The sequence below is a fragment of the Burkholderia sp. AU33803 genome (assembly GCF_002223095.1).
Classification (GTDB): domain Bacteria; phylum Pseudomonadota; class Gammaproteobacteria; order Burkholderiales; family Burkholderiaceae; genus Burkholderia.
Genome location: NZ_NKFJ01000006.1, coordinates 1,514,274 through 1,535,228, shown reverse-complemented (window position 1 = coordinate 1,535,228; position 20,955 = coordinate 1,514,274). Strand labels below are relative to the sequence as shown.

19 protein-coding genes are annotated in these 20,955 nt (G+C 67.0%); 9 read left to right on the top strand and 10 right to left on the bottom strand.

The genetic code is table 11. The features are described 5' to 3' along the window. The first annotated feature begins 79 nt into the window (after positions 1-79). Positions 80-1,501, top strand: coding sequence for a cytochrome-c peroxidase (locus CFB41_RS24145; protein ID WP_089458160.1), 1,422 nt, complete (start codon positions 80-82; stop codon positions 1,499-1,501). Between the two features lie 28 nt (positions 1,502-1,529). Here CFB41_RS24145 and CFB41_RS24140 read toward each other — a convergent pair whose 3' ends face one another. The 5 genes from CFB41_RS24140 to CFB41_RS24120 all read right to left on the bottom strand — a co-directional run bounded on the left by CFB41_RS24140 (position 1,530) and on the right by CFB41_RS24120 (position 5,921). Next, positions 1,530-2,261, bottom strand: a complete 732-nt coding sequence (locus CFB41_RS24140) for a class I SAM-dependent methyltransferase (protein ID WP_089458159.1) — start codon at positions 2,259-2,261, stop codon at positions 1,530-1,532. Between the two features lie 79 nt (positions 2,262-2,340). After that, positions 2,341-3,651, bottom strand: coding sequence for an FAD-binding oxidoreductase (locus CFB41_RS24135; protein ID WP_089458158.1), 1,311 nt, complete (start codon positions 3,649-3,651; stop codon positions 2,341-2,343). Beyond that, on the bottom strand, positions 3,648-4,403 hold the full coding sequence (locus CFB41_RS24130) for an amino acid ABC transporter ATP-binding protein (protein ID WP_089458157.1): 756 nt from the start codon (positions 4,401-4,403) through the stop codon (positions 3,648-3,650). The genes CFB41_RS24135 and CFB41_RS24130 overlap by 4 nt, the downstream gene beginning before the upstream one ends. Then, a complete protein-coding gene (locus CFB41_RS24125; protein WP_089458156.1) occupies positions 4,400-5,056 on the bottom strand; it encodes an amino acid ABC transporter permease in 657 nt (218 codons plus the stop codon). Before CFB41_RS24125 ends, CFB41_RS24130 begins: the two co-directional genes overlap by 4 nt. An 88-nt stretch (positions 5,057-5,144) precedes the next feature. Continuing rightward, on the bottom strand, positions 5,145-5,921 hold the full coding sequence (locus CFB41_RS24120; RefSeq protein ID WP_089442532.1) for an ABC transporter substrate-binding protein: 777 nt from the start codon (positions 5,919-5,921) through the stop codon (positions 5,145-5,147). A gap of 161 nt (positions 5,922-6,082) precedes the next feature. Here CFB41_RS24120 and CFB41_RS24115 point away from each other — a divergent pair, with 161 nt between their 5' ends. Further along, positions 6,083-6,874, top strand: coding sequence for an IclR family transcriptional regulator (locus tag CFB41_RS24115; protein WP_089458155.1), 792 nt, complete (start codon positions 6,083-6,085; stop codon positions 6,872-6,874). 54 nt (positions 6,875-6,928) lie between these two features. Here the strand turns inward: CFB41_RS24115 and CFB41_RS24110 are convergent, their stop codons facing one another. Continuing rightward, positions 6,929-7,381, bottom strand: a complete 453-nt coding sequence (locus CFB41_RS24110) for a type VI secretion system amidase immunity protein Tai4 (protein ID WP_089458154.1) — start codon at positions 7,379-7,381, stop codon at positions 6,929-6,931. Next, positions 7,378-7,878, bottom strand: a complete 501-nt coding sequence (locus tag CFB41_RS24105) for a type VI secretion system amidase effector protein Tae4 (protein WP_089458153.1) — start codon at positions 7,876-7,878, stop codon at positions 7,378-7,380. The genes CFB41_RS24110 and CFB41_RS24105 overlap by 4 nt, the downstream gene beginning before the upstream one ends. Positions 7,879-8,168: 290 nt before the next feature. Between CFB41_RS24105 and CFB41_RS24100 the strand changes: the two genes are divergently transcribed. From CFB41_RS24100 to CFB41_RS24085, 4 genes are all read left to right on the top strand, one after another. Then, positions 8,169-8,879, top strand: a complete 711-nt coding sequence (locus tag CFB41_RS24100) for a GntR family transcriptional regulator (protein WP_089458152.1) — start codon at positions 8,169-8,171, stop codon at positions 8,877-8,879. 72 nt (positions 8,880-8,951) lie between these two features. Beyond that, positions 8,952-9,758 (top strand): SDR family oxidoreductase, encoded by an 807-nt coding sequence (locus tag CFB41_RS24095; protein WP_089458151.1) that lies wholly within the window; start codon positions 8,952-8,954, stop codon positions 9,756-9,758. Between the two features lie 35 nt (positions 9,759-9,793). Beyond that, positions 9,794-10,726, top strand: coding sequence for a 3-keto-5-aminohexanoate cleavage protein (locus CFB41_RS24090; RefSeq protein WP_089458150.1), 933 nt, complete (start codon positions 9,794-9,796; stop codon positions 10,724-10,726). A 222-nt stretch (positions 10,727-10,948) separates the two neighbouring features. Next, positions 10,949-12,277: an MFS transporter gene (locus CFB41_RS24085; RefSeq protein WP_089458149.1), complete on the top strand. Its 1,329-nt coding sequence runs from the start codon at positions 10,949-10,951 to the stop codon at positions 12,275-12,277. A gap of 65 nt (positions 12,278-12,342) precedes the next feature. On the opposite strand, the gene CFB41_RS24080 is transcribed toward CFB41_RS24085, so the two are convergent. After that, a complete protein-coding gene (locus CFB41_RS24080) occupies positions 12,343-13,665 on the bottom strand; it encodes a TIGR00366 family protein (protein WP_089458148.1) in 1,323 nt (440 codons plus the stop codon). A gap of 209 nt (positions 13,666-13,874) precedes the next feature. Beyond that, positions 13,875-15,209, bottom strand: a complete 1,335-nt coding sequence (locus CFB41_RS24075) for a chloride channel protein (protein WP_089458147.1) — start codon at positions 15,207-15,209, stop codon at positions 13,875-13,877. Positions 15,210-15,710: 501 nt separating this feature from the next. On the opposite strand from CFB41_RS24075, the gene CFB41_RS24070 reads away from it, so the two are divergent. Both CFB41_RS24070 and CFB41_RS24065 read left to right on the top strand, forming a co-directional pair. After that, a complete protein-coding gene (locus tag CFB41_RS24070) occupies positions 15,711-16,853 on the top strand; it encodes a porin (RefSeq protein ID WP_089458146.1) in 1,143 nt (380 codons plus the stop codon). A 216-nt stretch (positions 16,854-17,069) separates the two neighbouring features. Further along, complete coding sequence (locus CFB41_RS24065; RefSeq protein ID WP_089458145.1) at positions 17,070-17,372, top strand: DUF4148 domain-containing protein; 303 nt, start codon at positions 17,070-17,072, stop codon at positions 17,370-17,372. 123 nt (positions 17,373-17,495) lie between these two features. Here CFB41_RS24065 and CFB41_RS24060 read toward each other — a convergent pair whose 3' ends face one another. Continuing rightward, positions 17,496-18,443, bottom strand: a complete 948-nt coding sequence (locus CFB41_RS24060; protein WP_027791525.1) for a LysR family transcriptional regulator — start codon at positions 18,441-18,443, stop codon at positions 17,496-17,498. 200 nt (positions 18,444-18,643) lie between these two features. On the opposite strand from CFB41_RS24060, the gene CFB41_RS24055 reads away from it, so the two are divergent. After that, positions 18,644-20,827, top strand: coding sequence for an FUSC family protein (locus CFB41_RS24055; protein ID WP_089458144.1), 2,184 nt, complete (start codon positions 18,644-18,646; stop codon positions 20,825-20,827). Positions 20,828-20,955 lie beyond the last annotated feature (128 nt).

The window sequence follows — 20,955 nt, the reverse complement described above, 5'->3', positions numbered from 1 at the left end:
GCATGGCCGGCGCAGCACGCGCCGGCCGTTTCCATTTCAACGCGTCGCTTCGTGCGACGCCCGTTTTTCGACCGACAGCATGACAGCTCGCCCCGCGTTTCCGTCTCCCGATGCCGCCGGTACACCCGCGCCGCGTGCCCCTTCCCGCCTGCTGCGCCGCGCGGCGTTCGTGATCGGCGCCGCCGTGCTCGGCTACGGCGCGTTCGCGATCGCGTTTCCCGCGCAGGTGCCCGCGGCGATCGGCACCGTCGTCGCCGACTGGACGGGCGCGAACCCGCATCCGGTCGTGCTGCAGCGGCCCGTCGCGCAACCGCTGTCGGCGGTCGCGCAGCTCGGCCGCGCGCTGTTCGCCGATCCGTCGCTGTCCGCGTCGGGCAAGCAGTCGTGCGCGTCGTGCCACAGCCCGGATCATGCGTACGGTCCGCCGAATGCGCTAGACGTGCAGCCGGGCGGCCTCGCGATGACGCAGCAGGGCTATCGCCCGCCGCCGTCGCTGATGTACCTGTACCGTCAGCCGAACTTCAGCATCGGCCCCGATGCCGGTGAAAACGACGCCGCGCCGAGCGTCGCGCAGCAGGCTGCATCCGCGGCCGGCGTCGTCAAGGCGCAGAAGGTGGCCGGCACGTCGGCCGCGCCGCAACTCGTGCCGCAGGGCGGGTTGTTCTGGGATGGCCGCGCCGATACGCTTCAGCAACAGGCGTTCGGCCCGCTGCTGAATCCGGTCGAGATGGCGAACGCGAGCGTCGACGACGTCGCGCGCAAGCTCAAGCAGTCGTCGCACCGCGCGCAGCTCGAGCAACTGTTCGGCCGGCGCGTGTTCGACAGCCCGCAGCTCGCGGTGTCGGAGGCGATGTTCGCGATCGCGCGCTACCAGGTGGAAGATCCGTCGTTCCATCCGTACAACAGCAAGTACGACCGCTGGCTCGAAGGCCGTGCGCGCTTCACGCAGGCCGAACTGCGCGGGCTGCGCCTGTTCAACGATCCGGACAAGGCGAATTGCGCGGGCTGCCATCTGTCGAAACCCGGCAAGGACGGGCTGCCGCCGATGTTGACCGACTACCAGTACGAGGCGCTCGGCGCGCCGCGCAACAAGGAGCTGGCGCAGAACCGCAACCCGGCGTTCTACGATCTCGGCGTGTGCGGGCCGTTCCGCGACGACCTGAAGGACCAGACGCAGTATTGCGGGATGTTCCTGACGCCGACGCTGCGCAATTCGGCGACACGCCACGTGTTCTTCCACAACGGCGTATTCCACACGCTCGACCAGGTGATGGCGTTCTACAACGAACGCAGCATCTCGCCGCAGAAGTTCTATTCGCGCGGCGCGGACGGCAAGGTCGACGAATACGACGACATCCCGCCGAAGTATCGCGCGAACGTCGACGTGACCGATGCGCCGTTCGATCGCAAGCCGGGCGACCAGCCCGCGATGACGGCGCAGGACATCAAGGATATCGAAGCATTCCTGGGTACGCTGAACGACGAGCCGGTGCGGCATTGAGTGCGGGATGACCGCCGCGCGCGTCGTGTCAGCGGCGCGCGCGGATGCAGAGGAACGCCGGGGCCAGCGACAGCTCCGCATGAAGCCGCTCCGATGCGGCCTTCATCTCCGGCAGCGGCTTCGGCTCGACGAACCGGTCGAGCCGCCAGCCGCTGTCGGCCACGGCGTTCAGGATGTCGGCAAGCGGCCGCCGCCACGCTTCGACATAGGGTTTCGGTTCGCCGAAACCCGACCAGTGACAGCCGAAGCGGGACGTATCGAAATAGGTGCCCTCGCCGCGCGTGCGTTCGTCCATCCAGTCGCGCATCGGATGGGCCATCGAAAACACGAGCGTGGCGCCCGGCCGTGCGACACGCCGGAATTCACGCAGCGTCGACGCAAGGTCGCGCACGTAGTCGAATGCGAGCGAACAGACGATCTTGTCGAACGCTTCGTCGGGCAACCACGTGAGCGGCCCCTCCAGATCGCCCTCCACGATGTCGACCGCGAGGCCCTCGCAGCGCGTTCTCGCCAGCGCGACCATCTCCGGCGTGACGTCGAACGCATGCACCGTCGCGCCCTGGCGTGCGAGGTGTTCGCTGCAGATGCCCGGCCCGCAGCCGGCGTCGAGCACCGTCAGGCCGTCGACGTCGCCGAGCAGCGCCATCGTCGCCGGACGTTCGTAGAGCGCGTTGTGCGCCTTCGTCGGCGCGATGTCGGCGTAGCGTTGCGCGAAGCTCGCGTAAGCGCGGCGGCCGGGTGGTTCGTTCGGATCGGTCATGCGGACTCCTTCGATAGAAACGGGGGGAGCCGATTCTGCCTGATCCGCCGGCGGGTGGCGACTCGACGTCTCGCCTGCATCACGACAGGCTGTCGAGCAGCCGATACCAGGCCACGCCGGCCGCGATGTAGAAGCGCTGCAGCCCGTGAAACGGAATGGGCCGGATCGGCGTGCGCCGGAACGGCAGCGGCAGTTGCGCATCGCCCGACAGGTGCGCGGCCAGATGCTTGCCGAGCGTCGTCGCCATCGCGATGCCGCGCCCGTTGTAGCCGAGCGCGATCGTCACGCCCGGCACGGGCTCGTGCACGTGCGGCATGAAATCCGCGGTGATCGCGACGCGCCCGGCCCAGCGGTACTCGAACCGGACACCCTTCAGTTGCGGATACAGCAGCGTCGTCGCACGTTCGAGATGTCGCCAGTCGCTCGTCGCACGCGGTTCCGCGAACGGGCCGCGGCCGCCCATCAGCAGGCGTCCCGCAGCATCGCGCCGGAAGTACAGCAGCAGGCGCCGCGCATCCGATGCGACCTCGCCGCCGGCGAGGATATCGCGACCGAGTTCCGGCGCGAGCGGTTGCGTCGCGACGATGAAGCTGTTCGCGGCGATCACCGACTGGCGCAAGCCCGGCCACAGCCCGTCCGTGTACCCGTTGGTCGCGATCACGACGCGGTCCGCCGATACCGTCGCACCGCCAGCCGTCGCGACCTGCCAGCGGCCGTCGGCACGCGTCAGCCCGACGGCGCGCGTCAGCCCGTGCACGACCGCCCCGCTCGCCTGCGCGGCGCGCACGAGGCCGCGCGTATAGCTGAGCGGCTGCACGCTGCCCGCGCGGCGATCGATCCAGCCGCCCGCGTACGCATGCGTGCCGAGCCGGCGCGCGACCTCGTCGCGACCGAGCAGATCGACCGGTGCGCCGCGCGCGGCCCATTGCTGCGCACGCCGGGCGACCGTGTCGAGCATCGCGGCAGTCGGCGCCGGCTGGATCCAGCCGTGGCGTCGCGCATCGCAGTCGATCGCGTGCCGCGCGATCAGGTCGAATACCGTGTCGGCCGCACCGCCGACCACGGCGGCAAGTTGCTCGCCGGCTTCGTCGCCGAACCGGCGGATCAATTCGTCGGGGTCGTATTTCAGGCCGGGGATCACTTGCCCGCCGTTGCGGCCGGACGCGCCCCAGCCCGGCTGCGCGCCGTCGATCACGCGCACGTTCACGCGGCGTTCGGCCAGGTGAAGCGCAGTCGACAGGCCCGTAAAGCCGGCACCGACGATCGCCACGTCGCACGACGCGGAAGCGTCGAGCGCGGGTGTATCGGGCGCCGGCGCGGCGGTCGCCGCCCACAGCGAATCCGGCCACTGGGCGTCGGGCCATCCGGGTGCCGCGTTCCTTGCACTCATGTTCGATCCGGGTTGGGGGCGTCGTCCGACGCCAGCAGTCGACGCAGGAATTCCTGCGTGCGGGGATGCTTCGGCTGCGTGAGTACGTCGCGCGCGGATCCGCTTTCGCAGATGGTGCCGTCGTGCAGGAAACACACACGATCGGCCACTTCGCGCGCGAATGCCATTTCGTGGGTGACGACTACCATGGTCATGCCGTCGCGCGCGAGGCCGCGCATCACGCCGAGCACTTCGCCGACGAGTTCGGGGTCGAGCGCCGACGTCGGTTCGTCGAACAGGATCGCCTGCGGCTCCATCGCGAGCGCGCGTGCGATCGCGACGCGCTGCTGCTGGCCGCCCGACAGCTCGGACGGGTACGCATTCATCCGGTGCGCGAGCCCGACCTTGTCGAGCAGCGCGCGGGCCTGCTCGCGCGCTTGCGCGGCCGGCGTGCGCCGCACGTGGACCGGCCCTTCCATCACGTTCTCGAGCGCCGTGCGATGCGAGAACAGGTTGAAGCGCTGGAACACCATGCCGACCCGCATCCGCAACTCGTGGATCCGTTTCGAATGCGCGTCGACCTTCACGCCGTCGATCGTGATCGATCCTTCGTCGTAAGTCTCGAAGCCGTTGATACAGCGCAGCACGGTCGACTTGCCCGAGCCGGACGGCCCGATCAGGCACACGACCTCACCTTGCTGCACGTCGAGGCTGACGCCTTTCAGCACGGCGTGTTGCTGAAAGCGCTTGTGTATCGCATCGATCCGGATCATGCGCCTCTCCTCAGCGAGAGCCGCTTGCCGAGCCGGTTCACGCCGAACATCAGCGGCAGGCCGAGCGCGAGATACAGCAACGCGACGAGCGTATAGACGCTCATGTTCTGGAACGTCGACGACGCGATCAGCTGTCCGGCGCGCGTGATCTCCGCGACGGTGATCGTCGACGCGACCGAAGAATCCTTCAGCAGCATCACCAGCGTGTTGCCGTAGGGCGGCAGCGCGATGCGGAACGCCTGCGGCAGCACCACGCGCCGCATGATCATCGGCCCGCGCATGCCGATCGCGTGCGCGGCTTCGATCTGGCCACGGTCGATCGCCTCGATGCCCGCGCGGAAGTTTTCCGCCTGGTAGGCCGAATACGCGATGCCGAGACCGAGCACCCCGGCCTGGAATGCCGACAGCTGGATGCCGAGATCGGGCAACACGAAGTACATATAGAACAGCTGCACGATGATTGGCAGGCCGCGGATCACGTTGACGATCGTGCTCCCCGCCGTCGACACGGCCCGGTTGGGCGACACCTTCAGCAACGCGAGGATCAGCCCGAGCACCGAGCTGAGCACGAACGCGCATGCCGTGATCTCGATCGTGACCACCGCCCCCTTCAGCAGGATCGGCAGGAAATCGATCGCGTTCTGAAAAAACATGAGGTCTCCTATGCGACGGCCCGGCGGCACGTCGCGGTGGATGCCCGCGATGCGCGGGCGATACCGCTCGGGAATACCGGGCGCGCGCTCAGCTCATGTGCCACTTCTGCAGGATCTGCTGCAGCGTGCCGTCGCCCTTCATTTTCCGGATCGCGCCGTTGAGCTGCTCAAGCGTCGCCGTGTCGCCCTTGCGCACGATGAAGCAGACCTGCCCCTTCACGACGCTCTGGTATTCGGGCACGAGCCGGACCTGGCGGTTGACGCCGTGTTCGATCTGATACGCGACGATCGGCTGGTCGGCGAAGCCGGCCTTGATGCGGCCGAGCGCGACGTCGCGCATGATGTCGGCGATCGAATCGTAGGTGCGGACTTCCTTGAAGATGCCCTTCTTGTTGAGTGCGTCGACGAACGCCGTACCGACCTGCGCGCCGACCACCTGCCCCTTGAAGTCGTCCATCGACGTATAGCGGCCCGGGTCGTCCGCCTTCACGATCAGGCCTTCGCCGAACGTATAGACCGTGTCGGAGAAATCGACGACCTGCTGGCGCGCCGGCGTTTTCAGCATCGCGGCCGAGATGATGTCGATTTTCTGCGTGGTGAGCGACGGGATCAGCGCCGAGAACACGGTCTGCTGCACGTCGACGCGAAACCCGGCCGACTTCCCGGCCGCGGTGATCGCATCGACCATCATCCCCTGGATCGAATTGCTCTTGACGTCGAGAAACGTGAACGGCACGCCGGTGGCCGTCGCGCCGACCCTCAGCGTGGGCTCGGCCGCGCTGGCGCCGGCCGATGCCGTGGAGAGCGCGATGCAGGTGGCGAAACCGGCGGCCAGTGCGCCGAACCGCTTGATGAACGAAACCATGGTGTCTCCTTCTCAGATACTTCGGTGCGCCGGCCGGTCGCGGATCGACACTGCGACGATGACCCGATCTTAAAACGAATCAAAAATATCGCAAAAAGATTTTTGTGTATCGATATGCGATACGCTATGATGCGATATCGAATCGATTCGGCCCCTTGCCCATGGAAACGTCGCCCGATCAGTCAATCGACCTGCTGTTCAACCAGTCGCTGGAGAAAGGGCTGAACGTGTTGCGCGCGTTCAGCGCGAAGCGGCGCACGATGACGCTGGCGGAAGTGGCCGACGCGGCCGGCATGACGAAAAGCTCGGCGCAGCGGATGGTCTATACGCTCGAGAAGCTCGGTTACATCCGCAAGCATCCGGTTACGCGGCGCTATCAGCTCACGCCGCACGTGATGCGGATCGGCTTCAACTATCTCGCGGCCGATACGCTGATCGACGTGGCCAATCCATTCCTGTCCGAACTCACGAACCTGACCGGCGAAACCACCAACCTCACCGAGCCGGACGAGGACGAAATGGTGTACGTCGCGCGTTTCGTGTCGACGAAGTTCGTGCCGATCCATATGCCGATCGGCAGCCGCATCCCGATGTATTGCACCGGTTCCGGCCGTGCATTCCTGAGCGCGCTGCCGCCCGGCGACGCGCGCGCGCGTCTCGACGGCATGGCGCGTCCGCTGCACACGCCGCGCACGATCACGGCGCTCGACGAACTCGTCGCACTGCTCGACAGCGCGCGGCTCGAAGGCTATGCCACCAACCAGGAGGAATTGTTCATCGGCGACATGTCGATTGCCGCGCCCGTGCTCGGCAGCCAGGGACAGCCGGTGGCGGCCGTGCACGTGGTGGCGCCGACGAGCCGCTGGACGTTCGACGACGCGCGCCGCAAGCTCGCGCCGGCCGTGATCGACTGCGCGCGCGGCATCAGCAATTCGATCCGGACGCTCGAGTAGTACGCGTGGAATGGCAGACGGTGCATCATTGCATTGCGCGACGGCATCTGATTGCTACCGCAACTTCCGCGAAGTCTCGCTCCGATAAGTCCGGTTGGGGCGGAACACGAGCTGCTTCGCGGCGATATCCAGTTCCTTGCCGTGGTACAGGTCGACGCACTTCAGGAAGTCGAATTTCACGTCCCGGACTTCCGGTTCGACAACCGGATTCCGGTAGTCGCGACCAAGATACTTCGCCACCAGCGCGTGAATGGCATCCGGTGCACGCTCCATGTCGTAGTAGGTCCAGTCGCGCAACGCGCTGGTGCTGCTGCCGATATCCTTGCCCACGCCTGGCTCCTGCTTGTACGCGGTAGCCAGGCACTCCGCGAGCACCATGTCCTTGAAGTTCTGGAGGTTGGTCCTTGAGCCGGCTTCGGGCGATGCTTGCGCTGCATCGTTCGCCGACACCATCGCAGGTTGAAGTGCGACGCACGTCAACACGGCGGCGATCCAGGCTCTCCTCATGACAGACTCCAGAAATTTGCGCGATCGGTACGATACCGCGCGCCCGGCTCGTTGAAATAGCAATGGTCGTAACACGTCCGTCCATTGAACAGCGTGGCGTGGCCCTGCGCGTCACTCCATCCCGACACCTCGAACAGGATGACACCTTGTCGCCCCGCCAGTGGCCCGCCGTTTGACGGCGGATACTTGACACCGTCTGCCTTCCCCCACCGTTGCTCGAGAAAACGAATCAAGTCCCGGACACGAAAGAAGTATTGCCGATTGTCTCCTCCCGATACCGTTTGCCCGGGGATCCGCGGCATCACCATACCGGCTTCGCCGAGGATATAACTCATCCTCACCGCGCACGTATTGCTCCATCGCTCTGTCGGACTTGGATTGTTGACGTTCTTCTCGACATATCCGCCAATGACTTTCGCAACGCGCGCACCGGTGTTCGCCGGATCGAAAATTCGCTGAGATGCCGCCCATGCGACGGCAAATGACGGTCGGTTCACTTTAGCCCCTTGTCGTTTAAATGGATTCAGCTGGAGGGCGCATCGGAGAATCGCAACTGACCAACATTCCCGAATTCCCGCGAGCCCCTCGAACCAGCACGTCATCATGCCTGATACGAAAGTAAGTTGTAAGGATGGTGCGTCCTGCCATCGGCCTGACAGCCGCTTCACACCTCCTCCCCCGCGTTTTCCCCGATCCCGTTCGACTTGACTCGATGCCTTCGATCGTCAACACTTCGCACATTGCAAGTGTGATCACACATCACAGATAAAACCTCGGAGAACTCTTCTTGGCGCCTCGTATCGTCACGCCCGCACTGAAAGCCGTTGAACAGGAAACGATGGCCGACAAGGTCTACCAGCAACTGCGCGAAGCGCTGATGAGCGGCCGTTTCGCGCCCGGCCAGGCTTTGAGCCTGCGCAGCGTCGCCGAGGCGGTCGGCTCGTCGACGATGCCCGTGCGCGCCGCACTCACCCGGCTGCACGCCGAGCGCGCGCTGGTCGACGGCCCGAATCGCGCGCTTGTCGTGCCGCCGATGACGCTCGACATGCTCGACGAGTTGCGCGACGTGCGTATCGCACTGGAAGGCTGCATCGCCGAACGTGCCTGCGGACGCATGAGCGACGCGCAGATCGTGGCCGTGCGCAAGACCTGCGAGACGATGCAGGCGCACGTCGAGGCAGGCCGCTCGCGCGCTTACCTGCAAAGCAATTTCGCGTTCCACAGCGCGATCTATGCGCACGGTGCAAGCGAAAGCACGCTCGCAATCGTCGAGAACCTGTGGATGCGCGTCGGCCCCTTCCTCAACATGGTCGCGCTCGACATCCCGCACATGCGGCGCTCGATGGACGCGCACCGCGCCATCGTCGATGCGCTCGAACGGCGCGACGGCGCAGGCGTGCGCGCAGGCATCGCGCTCGACATCGGCGGCGCGGCACACGATCTCGCCGAGACGCTGCGGGCGGAACAGACCCCGCGGACCGTGAACGCGAAGTCGTAGCGGCCGCCTGCCGCGGGCGCCCGGTCGCGAGCGTCCGCGATCCGACTACATCAACGATGGAGACAACCCGGCATGACAGCTTCCGACCTGCTGAAACCCTATGACGGCCTGCGCGTCCTCGTGACGGGCGGCGCATCGGGCATCGGTCTTGAAATCGCGGACGCATTCGCCGAATGCGGTGCACACGTGCATGTATGCGACGCGTCGCAAGCCGCGATTGCAGCGCTCGCCGACCGGCCGTCGCGCGCCGGAGCCGGCGCGATCGGTGCGACGCTGGCCGACGTCTCCGATCCGGCCGCCGTCGAACGCGTGTTCGCCGACGTATCGGCCACGCTCGGCGGCCTTGACGTGCTCGTCAACAATGCCGGCATCGCCGGTCCGACCGGCGGCATCGACGAAATCGACCCGGTGCAGTGGGAACAAACCGTCGCGATCAACCTGACCGCGCAATTCCAGTTCGCGCGCCACGCGGTGCCGTTGCTGCGCGACGCGAAACACGGCGGCGCGATCATCGCGCTGTCGTCGGTCGCAGGCCGGCTCGGTTACGCGTTCCGCACGCCGTATGCGGCAACCAAATGGGCCGTGGTCGGCCTCGTGAAGAGCCTCGCGATCGAACTCGGCCCGCTCGGCATTCGCGTGAACGCCATTCAACCCGGCATCGTGCGCGGCCCGCGGATGCGCCGCGTGATCCAGGCACGTGCGCAGCAGCTCGGCATCGGTTACGACGAAATGGAGGCGCGCTATCTCGAGAAGATCTCGCTGCGGCGCATGACCGATCCGGCCGAGATCGCCGCGACCGCGCTGTTCCTGTGCTCGCCGGGCGGGCACGGCATCACGGGCCAAGCGATCTCCGTCTGCGGCAACGTCGAAGTGCTCTGACGCACCCTGCATCGTTCACCGAAAGGAATCCACCCGTGGCCAACGCTCGCAAAGTCATCATCACCTGTGCGCCGACCGGCGCGATCCATACGCCGTCGATGTCGCCGTACCTGCCTGTCACGCCTCACGAGATCGAAACGGCCGCCGTCGCGGCCGCCGAGGCCGGCGCAGCGATCCTGCATCTCCACGCACGCAATCCGTCCGACGGCAAGCCGACCCAGGATCCGGCCGTGTTCGCCGAATTCCTGCCGCGCATCAAGGCGCAAACCGACGCGGTGATCAACCTCACGTCGGGCGGCAGCCCGCACATGACGGTCGACGAACGCCTCCAGCCCGCCCTGCATTTCCAGCCCGAAGTCGCATCGCTGAACATGGGCTCGATGAACTTCGGGCTGTACCCGATGCTCGAGCGCTTTCGCGAGCTGAGGCATCCGTGGGAACGCGAACATCTCGAGAAGAGCCGCGACCTCGTGTTCAAGAACACGTTCGCCGACATCGAAACGATCCTCACGCGTTGTGGGGCGAACGGCACGCGCTTCGAATTCGAGTGCTACGACATCTCGCACCTGTACAACCTTGCGCATTTTGTCGACCGCGGGCTCGCGAAGCCGCCGTTCTTCGTGCAAAGCGTGTTCGGCCTGCTCGGCGGGATCGGCGCACACCCGGAAGACCTGATGCACATGCGCCGCACGGCCGACCGCCTGTTCGGCAGCGATTACGTGTGGTCGATCCTCGGCGCCGGCCGCAACCAGATTCCGCTGGCGACGATCGGGGCGGCCCAAGGCGCGAACGTGCGTGTCGGGCTCGAGGATTCGCTGTGGATCGCGCCGGGCAAGCTCGCGGAATCGAGCGCCGCGCAGGTCCTGAAAATGCGACAGGTGCTTGAAGGCCTGTCGCTCGAGATCGCGACACCGGCCGAGGCGCGCACGATGCTCGCACTCAAGGGCGGCGACGCGGTGAATTTCTGATCGCCGGGTAACGCCCCAACACCAGAATCCGCAAGCGCAGTGACAAGGCGCCGGCCCGAGCCGGCCGGCGCCAGGACGCCCATCATCGCCCCGCTCCGTTCGAGCGCTGCCGGCGCGGCTCCGTCGTCTGCCCATCCGCTGCATGCATCGCAGCGGCATCTGCCGAACGCGGCGCACCGTGCTTGCCGTGCGCGCCGGTTCGCCCTTACCGGAGTCGTCCGCATGTCCACTCATCACGCCCAGGCCCTGTCTTCCGCCGCCGGCGACGCGAGCGCGTCGCTGAACCGGCTGCTGTTCCGTAAACTCCTGCCGCTGCTGATCGCCGCGTATGTGATCAGCTTCCTCGACCGCACCAACATTGCGTTCGCCAAACATTCGATGGGGGTCGATCTCGGCATTTCGTCGGCCGCGTACGGACTCGGCGCGGGCCTGTTCTTCCTGACCTATGCGCTCTTCGAAATTCCGAGCAACCTGATCATGCATCGCGTCGGCGCGCGCTTCTGGATCACGCGGATCATGATCACGTGGGGTGCACTGTCGGTCGCGATGGCATTCGTCAGCGGCGAGACGTCGTTCTACGTGATGCGCCTGCTGCTCGGGGCCGCCGAAGCCGGCCTGTTTCCCGGCGCGATGCTGTACCTGACGTACTGGTTCGGCCGCGAGGAGCGTGCGCGCGCAACCGGCTATTTCCTGCTGGGCGTGTGCATCGCAAACATCGTCGGCGGGCCGCTGGCCGGCGCGCTGATCGAGCTCGACGGCACGCTCGGCTTCCACGGCTGGCAATGGCTGTTCGTCGTCGAAGGCATTCCGGCGATCCTGCTCGCATTCGTCGTGTGGACACGGCTGCCGGATCGTCCGAGCACCGCGCCGTGGCTCTCCCCGGAAACCGGGCGCGCACTCGAACGCACGCTGGCCGCCGAGCAGGATGCGGGCGCCGGCGCGCACGGCGGCCATGCGTTCGGCGCCGCGCTGCGCGATCCGCAGATCTGGCTCGCGATCTTCGTGTACTTCTGCCACCAGTTGACCATCTACACGGTGATTTTCTTCCTGCCGGGCATCATCGGCGCATCGGGACGCTTCTCGCCGTTCGCGGTCGGGATGTTGACCGCGCTGCCCTGGCTCGCCGCCGCCTGCGGCGCCGCCACGCTGCCGCGCTTTGCGCGCGAGTCGCGGCATTCGCGCCGGATGCTGTGTGCGGGGCTGGTCGTGATGGCGGCCGGGATGGTCGGCGCCGCGCATGCGTCGCCTGCCGCGGGGCTCCTGTGCGTGTGCGTGGCCGCATTCATGTTCTTCGTCGTTCAGTCGATCGTCTTCACGTTTCCCGCGTCGCGGCTCGCCGGTAACGCTCTGGCCGGCGGACTCGGACTGGTGAATACGTGCGGGTTGCTCGGCGGCTTCGTCGGACCGACCGTCGTCGGTGCGATCGAACAGGCCACCGGCAATGCGAAGAACGGGTTGACGCTGCTGGCGGCCGCGCTCGTCATCGCGGCGTTCGCCAGCCTCGCGTTGCGGCACGGGCACGAGCGGCCGGACGCGCGGTCGCACGGCTGACGGCAGGCCGGATTCGGGATCGCGAGAGGCGGACGTGTACGCCGCCCGTCTCTCGCGTCGCCCCGTCAGAACAGATACATCCCCGCGACGAACACGACGCCCGAGAACAGCAGCGTCGTCACGCAATACCCCATGATGTCGCGCACGCCGAGCCCGGCGATCGCCAGCGCGGGCAGCGCCCAGAACGGCTGCGCCATGTTGGTCCAGGCCTCGCCGTACGCAATCGCCATCGCGGCCTTGCCGAGATCCGCGCCTAGCGCCTGGGCCGCCGGCATCACGAACGGGCCCTGCACGACCCAGTGGCCGCCGCCGGACGGCACCGCGAAATTGATCACGGCCGAGCTCAGGAACGCGAGCAACGGGAACGTGTGCACGTTCGCGATATCGACGAACCACTTCGTGATCACGCCCGCGAGCCCCGAGTGATCCATCAGCGCCTGGATGCCCGCATAAAACGGAAACTGAATCATGATCCCCGATGCGCCGCGCGCCGCGCCGGCCACCGCGCGCGCATAGGCCATCGGCGTACGGTGCAGCAGGATGCCGGCTGCGAGGAACGCGAGGTTCACGGTGTCGATATCGAGCGCGAAGCCCTTCTGCACGAACTTCAGCACGAGGAACGCCGCGCACAGCGCTGCGACGAAAACCGACAGCAGGCGGCTTTCCTCCAGCCGTTCCGCAAACGTCGCGTCGGGCCCGAGTTGGCGCTCGACGCTTGGCGGCTCGGCCAGCAGCGCCGGATCGACGCTGACGACGTCACCCGGCTTCGGCATCATCATGCGCGCGAGGAACGGCAGCATCACGATCAGGCCGATCGTGATGAACGCGTTGTAGCCGGTGAAGATCGTCTCCGACACGGGAATCAGCCCGATGGTTTTCTCCATCGGATTGCCCTTCGTGGCCGCGACGAGCGGGACCGAGCCTGACAAGCCGCCGTGCCAGCTCAGGAAGCCCATGTAGGCGGACGCAACGAGCAGCCGGTAATCGCTGCCGGCGACACGGCGCGCCACTTCGCGTGCGAGCATCGCGCCGAGCACGAGGCCGAAGCCCCAGTTGATCGCGCATGCGAGCGCTCCGACGAATGCAACGAGCATCACGCCCTGCCCCGGCGTGCGCGCGGTGCTCGCAAGCGCGACGAGCACGCGCTTCACGGGCGGCGAACTCGCGAGTGCGTGGCCGGTGACGAGGATCATTACCATTTGCATCGAGAACGCGAGCAGGTTCCAGAAACCCGAACCCCACATCGTCGTGAGCTGGACGGGCGTATTCGGCGTGAGGCCGAACGCGAGCGCGAACGTGACGATCGTCAGCAGGATCGCGAAAATCAACGGGTCGGGCAACACGCGGTGGACCACCTGCGTGAAGAATTGGGAAATGCGCTGAATCAACTTGAGCTCCTCGTTTCCTGATAGGGACGTCCGCGCGTGTCGTTGTTGGTTGAGGCGCGGAAACGCGCGGATTCTTGCACAGAACCGGCGGACGCGCTTTGAAGCACGCGGCTACGATCGCGTGCTGGCGCGGATGGGGAAACGGGAGAGGAAAACGGCGACCGGCGGTGCGATCGGCACCGCCGTTAAAAAGGACGGAAGCGTGTGCGTCAGCGCACGGCGGTCGCAGGTGTGCTCATGGTTGCAACCGGATTCGCCCGCCGCTCGACCAGCCGCTGCGCGAACCGGTACGCAACGAGCGAGCCGGCCACGGCAAGCAGCATCGGCACGAGGCTGTCGTGATCCGCGCGCGTGAATTCGAGCAGCAGCACGACCGCCGTGATCGGCATCTGCATCGACGCGGCGAGGAACGCGGTCGCGCCGATCAGTGCGCACCCGCCGATCGACGCGCCCGGCCACACGAGGCTCCACAGCCCGCCGAGCACGACGCCGAGCAGCGCACCGTTCGCGAGGCCCGGTGTCAGCAGGCCGCCTTCCGCACCGGCCCGCAGGCTGCTGGCCTCGATCAGCACCTTCAGCGCGAGCAGCACAGCGGCGAGACCGATCGTCAACGTGCCGTCGAAGCCCAGCGACGCCGGGCCCTTGCCGTTGCCGAGCAATGACGGAAACCCCATCGCGAGCACGCCGATCATCGCGAAGTTGATCAGCGCGAGCACGGGCAACCGCCCGTCTTTCGGCGCGTTCGCCCGGGCACGTGTGGTGAGCCGCACGAAGCAGTACGCGGCAAGGCCGAACAGCGGACCGCAGACGATCGACCATGCCATCAGCGGCGTGCTCAGCACGAACGGCGGCACCGTGTACTGGTGTTCGTTGCCGAGGCCGATCCACGCAACGGCTGCTGCAATCGCCGACGTCGCGACCGCCACGACCAGCGCACGCCGTTCGAACGTGCCGAGCAGCACTTCGAGCACGAAGATCGCGCCGCCGAGCGGCACGTTGTAGACGGCAGCGAGCCCCGCACCGGCACCGCACGCGACCATCAGCCGGCAGTCGTCGGGCGTGAGCCCTGCGGCATGCGCAAGCCGCCCGGCAAGCAGCGAACCGATCTCGCGCGGCGCGACTTCGCGGCCGAGCGGCGAGCCGAGCGCGACGGTGACGATCTGCAGCAGCGCGTGAACCGTCGTGCTGATGAACGGCATCCGCGGATCGGCTGCACGCACCGCGCGGCGGATGCTGACGAGCGGCCGGCCATACCGGTACAACGCCCACCAGCCGCCGCCGGCGACGATCCCGCAGACGACCAGCACCGCGAGACGGCGCAGCGGATCGGCGCCGGTCACGCCGGTGAGGAAGCTCTCGGTGCCGATCACGTGCGCGATGCTGTAGCCGTACGCGACATGCTGGATCGCATGCAGCAGCAGTGCGAGCAGCATGCCGCCGAGGCCCGCGCCGACGCCGGTCAGGATCGTGACGATGGCCACGCGCGCGAACGGGCTACTGGCCGGCGAGGAGGATGCGGGGGCGGACGGGAGATCAGGGCGCATGGGGTCGGCGAATGGAATCGAAAAGACGGCGCGCAACACGCACGCCGCCGTCAGGACCGCATCGTAGGCCGGCGCCCATCATGAGACAAACGTATTTTTCTAATCGACTGATGCATTTCATGAATACATAGCAATGGCCGGGACCGGGATCACCCGCCGCCTGCGACAAAGTCCGCGTCAATCACGGATACGCGTGTGACGCCCGTCGTCGGCGTGAGCGCCCCATCCGCCGCGCACCGGTCACGCCGATCAACCGCCGTGCAGCGCCCCGCGCATGTTGCAACGACACGACAGCCGGTCACGGAGGCGCGAATGCCACCCGCGCACGATCGCGCAAAAACCGCCGGCGTTCGGTGCGCGCGGCACATCGTGTCAGTTTTGTGAAGGACTCTTGCGGGATCCGGAAAGGTCCGCTCGCCGCCCCGGCGGCCTTGCGCGCGCGATGCGCCCCTACACTTGCGCCGAACTTTCGTTCCCAGTCCCACACGCAGGAGCCTTGACTTGAAAAAAACCCTCATCGCCGGCGCATGCGTCGCCGCCCTGTTCGCCCCGCTCGCTCACGCACAGAGTTCGGTCACGCTGTACGGCCTGATCGATGCCGGCATCGTCTATACCAACAACGCCAACGGCGCGTCGCTGTGGCGCCTGAACAGCGGCACCGTCAACGGCAGCCGCGTCGGGTTTCGCGGCACCGAGGATCTCGGCGGCGGCCTGAAGGCGCTGTTCGTGCTCGAGAACGGCTTCAACGTGAACAACGGCGGGCTCGGGCAGGACGGCAAGCTGTTCGGCCGCCACGCGTACGTCGGCCTGAGCGAGAACGGCTACGGCACGCTGACGCTTGGCCGCCAGTACGACACGATGGTCGACTTCGTCGCGCCGCTGTCGGCCACGGCCGGCGATTTCGGCGACGCGAGCTTCGCGCACCCGTTCGACAACGACAACCTGAACCACTCGCTGCGCATCAACAACGCGGTGAAGTACACGAGCGAGACCTATGCGGGCTTCAAGGTCGGCGCGATGTACGCGTTCTCGAACGCGACCAACTTCGGCGCGAACCGCGCGTACAGCGTCGCGGCGAGCTACACGAACGGCCCGCTGAAACTGGCCGGCGCGTATCTGCAGATGAACGGCACGAAGGGCTCGACGAGCGCGAGCCCCGGCGCGACCGATACGGCCGAAGCAAAGAGCCTGAACCAGGGCGGCTGGTCGATCGGCTCGGACCGCATGCGTTCGTACGGCGGCGGCATCAGCTACGGGTTCGGCCCGGCCACCGTCGGCTTCGTCTATACGCGTTCGCAGTACGACAACACGGGCTCGTTCGGCTCGACCGGCCAGGTCGCGTTCAACAACTACGACGTGAACGTGCGCTATGCGGTGACGCCGGCCGTCAGCCTCGGCGCGGCCTACGTGTACACGGACGCCAGCGTGTCGAACCCCGACAGCAAGCACGGCACCGATCCGAAGTGGCACCAGGTCGACCTGCAGGCCGTCTACAAGCTGTCGCGCCGCACGGACGTCTACGCGGAAGCGATGTATCAGCACGCAGCGGGCCGCGGCTACCAGGCGTTCATCAACGGCTCGGGCGGCGCATCGAGCACGGCGAACCAGATCGTCGGCACGATCGGCATGCGCACGCGCTTCTGACCGGCGCGATGCGTCGCCGCCCGCCGGCCACGAACCTGCGTTCGCACGCGGGTTCGCCGGCCGCGGGCGGCGTCGATCAATGTTGTGCCATCTGGAAGGCAGCCTGCCTGGAATCGGGGTTTTTACGCGCGGGGGCGCTGCGTAGACTGCCTGCAAAGGTCGCGGTCACGCATCGCGCGTCGAACCGGCCGCCCACCCCGTCCCCAGGAGAACCTCGTGAAATCGCTCGTCGTTACCGCCGCCGCTGCCGTCCTGCTCGTTGCACCGGCCCTGTCTTTCGCCCAGTCGGCCCAGTCGCCCGTCACGCGTGCGCAAGTGCTGCAGGAGCTGATCGATCTCGAGTCGGTCGGCTACAACCCGGCGCGCGGTGAAGTCAACAACTATCCGGACGACATCATGGCGGCCCAGGAACGACTCCACGAAAAGCGTCTCGCGGAACAGAAGGCCGCGCAGGCCGCCTACGGCCACGCCGGCGCACCGACGACGGAATCGGGCGTGGCGACCAAGCCCGCGCTGTAACGGCATGACGAAGCGCCGCGCCCGCGTGAACGATGTCATGCAGGCGCGGCGCGGTTGCGTTCGCTTGATTGGCTTGAAGAGAAGGCGCCGGCAGCTGGCCATGCGCCGGTGCGCGCCCGCCGCTCAGGCAGCCTGCGGTTCGCGATCGATCGCGTTCAACATCTCGACGTCGCGCGCGATCATCCCCGGCACCTGGGCCCGCAGCATCTCGACCCAGGTCCGCACCTTCGCATCGACGAAGCGGCGCGACGGATACAGCGCGTACACGTTCATCTTCTGCAGGATATGCGCGGGCAACACGCGGACAAGCGTGCCGTCGCGCAGCGCGTCGATCGCCGAGTAAAGCGGCAGCATGCCAATCCCGATGCCATCGCGGATGGCAAGCGCGAGCGATTCGGCCGTATTGGTCTGCACCGGCCCCGCGACGTGGATCTGCTCGACGCCTTCCGGCCCTTCGAGCACCCATTCGTGCGTCGGGAACGCCGGCGTGCACAGCGTCAGGCATGCGTGCGCCGCGAGATCCTGCGGACGGGCCGGCGCGCCGTGGCGTTTCACGTAATCGGGCGACGCGCACAGGATGCTGAAGGTCGAGCCGAGCAGGTGCGACACGAGTTCCGAATCGGGCAGCGACGACGCGGTCACGACGGCCATGTCGCTCGTGCCGTCGAACAGGTCGGGCATGCGCTGTGACAGCGACAGTTCGATCGACACGTCCGGGAACTGCGCGTGATAGCGCGTCAGCGCAGGCAACACATAGTGATGGCCGACGCTCGCGAAACTGTGCATGCGCAGTACGCCGGCCGGCCGTTCGTGCGCGCAGCTCGCCTCTTCTTCCGCGCGGTCGACGTCGGCGAGGATCTGGCGGCAGCGCCGCAGATAGCTTTCGCCGGCCGACGTGAGCGCGAGGCGGCGCGTCGAACGATTCATCAGACGGGTGCGCAGGCGCGCCTCGAGTTCCGACACCGCGCGCGACATCGCGCCCGTCGTCGAATTCAGCGATTGCGCGGCGGCGGTGAAACTGCCCGTCTCGACGACGCGCGAAAACACCCGCATGTTTTGTAGGGTATCCATTCCTGTGAGCAACCTGTAGCGGAGCCGCTATTTTCCTCCACGGGATGCGACAGATTGTTACTCCGGCTGCAACTATCGTTTCCCCATAGCTGCGTTAATGCGGGGGCGCCGCACTCCTACAATCGGCGCCTCAACAGTCGAACGGACCCGTTCGGACGCGCCAGGCACCTCGCCAGGCCCCGTACCGGCCCCCTCTTTTCATGAAGCCACCACCTGCGATCGAGCGCCCTTCCATCGAACCGGCACGATGGAGAACCTCGCTCGATCCACTCGGCGACGCGGCGCGCGACTGGGCCGCGAGCGACGGGCTGATCTGGCTGCACCTCGCGAAAACCGTGTTCGCGGCGCTCCTCGCGATGGGCATCGCGATGCGCCTGGAGATGTCGCAACCGCGCACGGCGATGACGACCGTGTTCGTGCTGATGCAGCCGCTGTCGGGGATGGTGTTCGCGAAGAGCTTCTACCGCGTGCTCGGCACGGCGGCCGGCCTCGTCGCCGCGCTCGCGCTCGGCGGGCTGTTCGCGCAGCAGCCCGAGCTGTACATGGCCGGCATCACGCTGTGGATCGGCACCTGTATCGCGCTCGCGGTGCGCAACCGCCACTTCCGCTGGTACGGCTTCGTGCTCGCCGGCTACACGGCCGCGCTGATCGGCCTGCCGTCCGTGATGACCCCGCAGACGCTGTTCCAGTCCGCGCTCACGCGCGCCGCGGAAGTCGCGCTCGGCATCGCGTGCTCGGGTGCGGTCAGCGCGCTGATCCTGCCGCTCAGCTCCGCGAAGGCGCTGATGCGCTCGCTGGGCACGCGCCACGCGACGTTCGCGGCGTTCACGGCCGGCGCACTCGCCGGCGACGTCGCCCGTGGCGATTTCGAGCGGCGCTTCGCCGATTTCGTCGACGACATCGTCGGCTTCGAGGCCAACCGCGCGTTCGCGTCGTTCGAGGATCCGCACATTCGCGCGCGCAGCCGCCGCCTCGCGCGGCTGAACAGTGAGTTCATGAACGCGTGCACGCGGCTGCATGCGCTGCACCAGCTCGTCAAGCGGCTGCGCGCCAATGGCTCGGACGCAGTGCTCGCTGCGCTGGCGCCGCACGTCGACGCGCTCGCGCAGCGCTTCGCCGCACTGCGCGACGAGCGGCAGCGCGGCATCGCGCCGGCCACCGGCGCACTGCTCGAACTGCGCCGCTTTCACAGCGCGTTGCCGAAAGCCGCGCGGGCATCGCGGCGAACCATCGAGGCGCACGCTGCCGGCGGCCTGCTCGACTTCGATACCGCGATCGAGCTGCTGTACCGCTTCATCGGCGAATATCTCGGCTATGCCGACACCTATGCATCGCTCGACCAGGACGATCACGCGTTCGAGCGCTCGGTCACGCACTACGCGGTGAAGACCAATTCGTTCTTCGTCGGGTTCGCGTTCCTGCGCACGATCGTCGCCGTCGGCGCGATGAGCGCGTTCTGGCTCGCGTCCGAATGGCCGAGCGGCCCGCTCGCCGTGATCGCCACCGCGATTGCATGCGCGCTCAGCTCGACGTCGCCGCGCGCGCCGAAGTTCGTCGCGCAGATGAGCGTCGGCGCGGCGTTCGCGACCGCGGTCGGCTACGTGTTCCTGTGCTACGTGTATCCGAACATCGACGGCTTCCCGCTGCTGTGCGCCGCGCTCGCGCCGGTGCTCGGCCTCGGCGCGTTTCTCGCGATGCGGCCGGGCTTGTCCGGCTACGGGATCGGCTTCGCGGTGTTCTTCTGCCTGCTCGCGGGGCCCGACAACACGATCGCGTATACGCCCGAGGTGCTGATCAACAACGGCCTGGCGATCGTCGTCGCGATGCTCGCGTGCTCGCTCGTGTTCGCGGTCGTGTTCCCCACCCACATGCCGTGGCTCACGGGCCGCATCGCGCACGACCTGCGCCGTCAGGTCACGCTGGCGTGCGAAGGGCCGACGGAGCGCCTCGCGCAGCGCTTCCAGTCGAGCACGCACGACCTGATGGCGCAACTGCGCACGCTGCTCGTGCGGCGCACGCGACAGCATCGCGACGCGCTGCGCTGGATGCTGTCGACGCTCGAGGTCGGCCACGCTGTGATCGACCTGCGCGACGAACTGAACGCGTTCTGCGCATCGAAACCGCCGCAAACGCTGCGCTGGACCGGTTCGATCGACGCGGTGCTGCACGAGTTGCCGCGCTTCTTCGACGATCCGACGCCCGGCCACCACGCGCGCACGCTGAAATCGGTGAACCTGGCGATCCGCGCGGCGCAGCACACGCTGCAGGCGTGGTACGCGGTGCCCGACGAGCGGCACCGGATGCAGCGCATCGTCGGCTGCCTGCACTTCATCCGCAGCGCGCTGCTCGACAAGGATGCGCCGTTCAACCGGCACCGCCATTGACGATCGGTGCGCGCGCAACGGGATCCTTGTTCCGGATGGAAATAAGCTCTACAGCCGCGGTGATTAATCTTTAAGCAGTGCGAGCCTATAGTTTCCTCACTGCCAGCGAGACTGGCACCCACCCAGGA

What these genes read in the sequence shown, in the direction of transcription:
- CFB41_RS24145 (WP_089458160.1), top strand. Translation starts at nt 80, where the DNA reads ATGACAGCTCGCCCCGCGTTTCCGTCTCCCGATGCCGCCGGTACACCC.
- CFB41_RS24140 (WP_089458159.1), bottom strand. Translation starts at nt 2,261, where the DNA reads ATGACCGATCCGAACGAACCACCCGGCCGCCGCGCTTACGCGAGCTTC.
- CFB41_RS24135 (WP_089458158.1), bottom strand. Translation starts at nt 3,651, where the DNA reads ATGAGTGCAAGGAACGCGGCACCCGGATGGCCCGACGCCCAGTGGCCG.
- CFB41_RS24130 (WP_089458157.1), bottom strand. Translation starts at nt 4,403, where the DNA reads ATGATCCGGATCGATGCGATACACAAGCGCTTTCAGCAACACGCCGTG.
- CFB41_RS24125 (WP_089458156.1), bottom strand. Translation starts at nt 5,056, where the DNA reads ATGTTTTTTCAGAACGCGATCGATTTCCTGCCGATCCTGCTGAAGGGG.
- CFB41_RS24120 (WP_089442532.1), bottom strand. Translation starts at nt 5,921, where the DNA reads ATGGTTTCGTTCATCAAGCGGTTCGGCGCACTGGCCGCCGGTTTCGCC.
- CFB41_RS24115 (WP_089458155.1), top strand. Translation starts at nt 6,083, where the DNA reads ATGGAAACGTCGCCCGATCAGTCAATCGACCTGCTGTTCAACCAGTCG.
- CFB41_RS24110 (WP_089458154.1), bottom strand. Translation starts at nt 7,381, where the DNA reads ATGAGGAGAGCCTGGATCGCCGCCGTGTTGACGTGCGTCGCACTTCAA.
- CFB41_RS24095 (WP_089458151.1), top strand. Translation starts at nt 8,952, where the DNA reads ATGACAGCTTCCGACCTGCTGAAACCCTATGACGGCCTGCGCGTCCTC.
- CFB41_RS24085 (WP_089458149.1), top strand. Translation starts at nt 10,949, where the DNA reads ATGTCCACTCATCACGCCCAGGCCCTGTCTTCCGCCGCCGGCGACGCG.
- CFB41_RS24075 (WP_089458147.1), bottom strand. Translation starts at nt 15,209, where the DNA reads ATGCGCCCTGATCTCCCGTCCGCCCCCGCATCCTCCTCGCCGGCCAGT.
- CFB41_RS24060 (WP_027791525.1), bottom strand. Translation starts at nt 18,443, where the DNA reads ATGGATACCCTACAAAACATGCGGGTGTTTTCGCGCGTCGTCGAGACG.
- CFB41_RS24055 (WP_089458144.1), top strand. Translation starts at nt 18,644, where the DNA reads ATGAAGCCACCACCTGCGATCGAGCGCCCTTCCATCGAACCGGCACGA.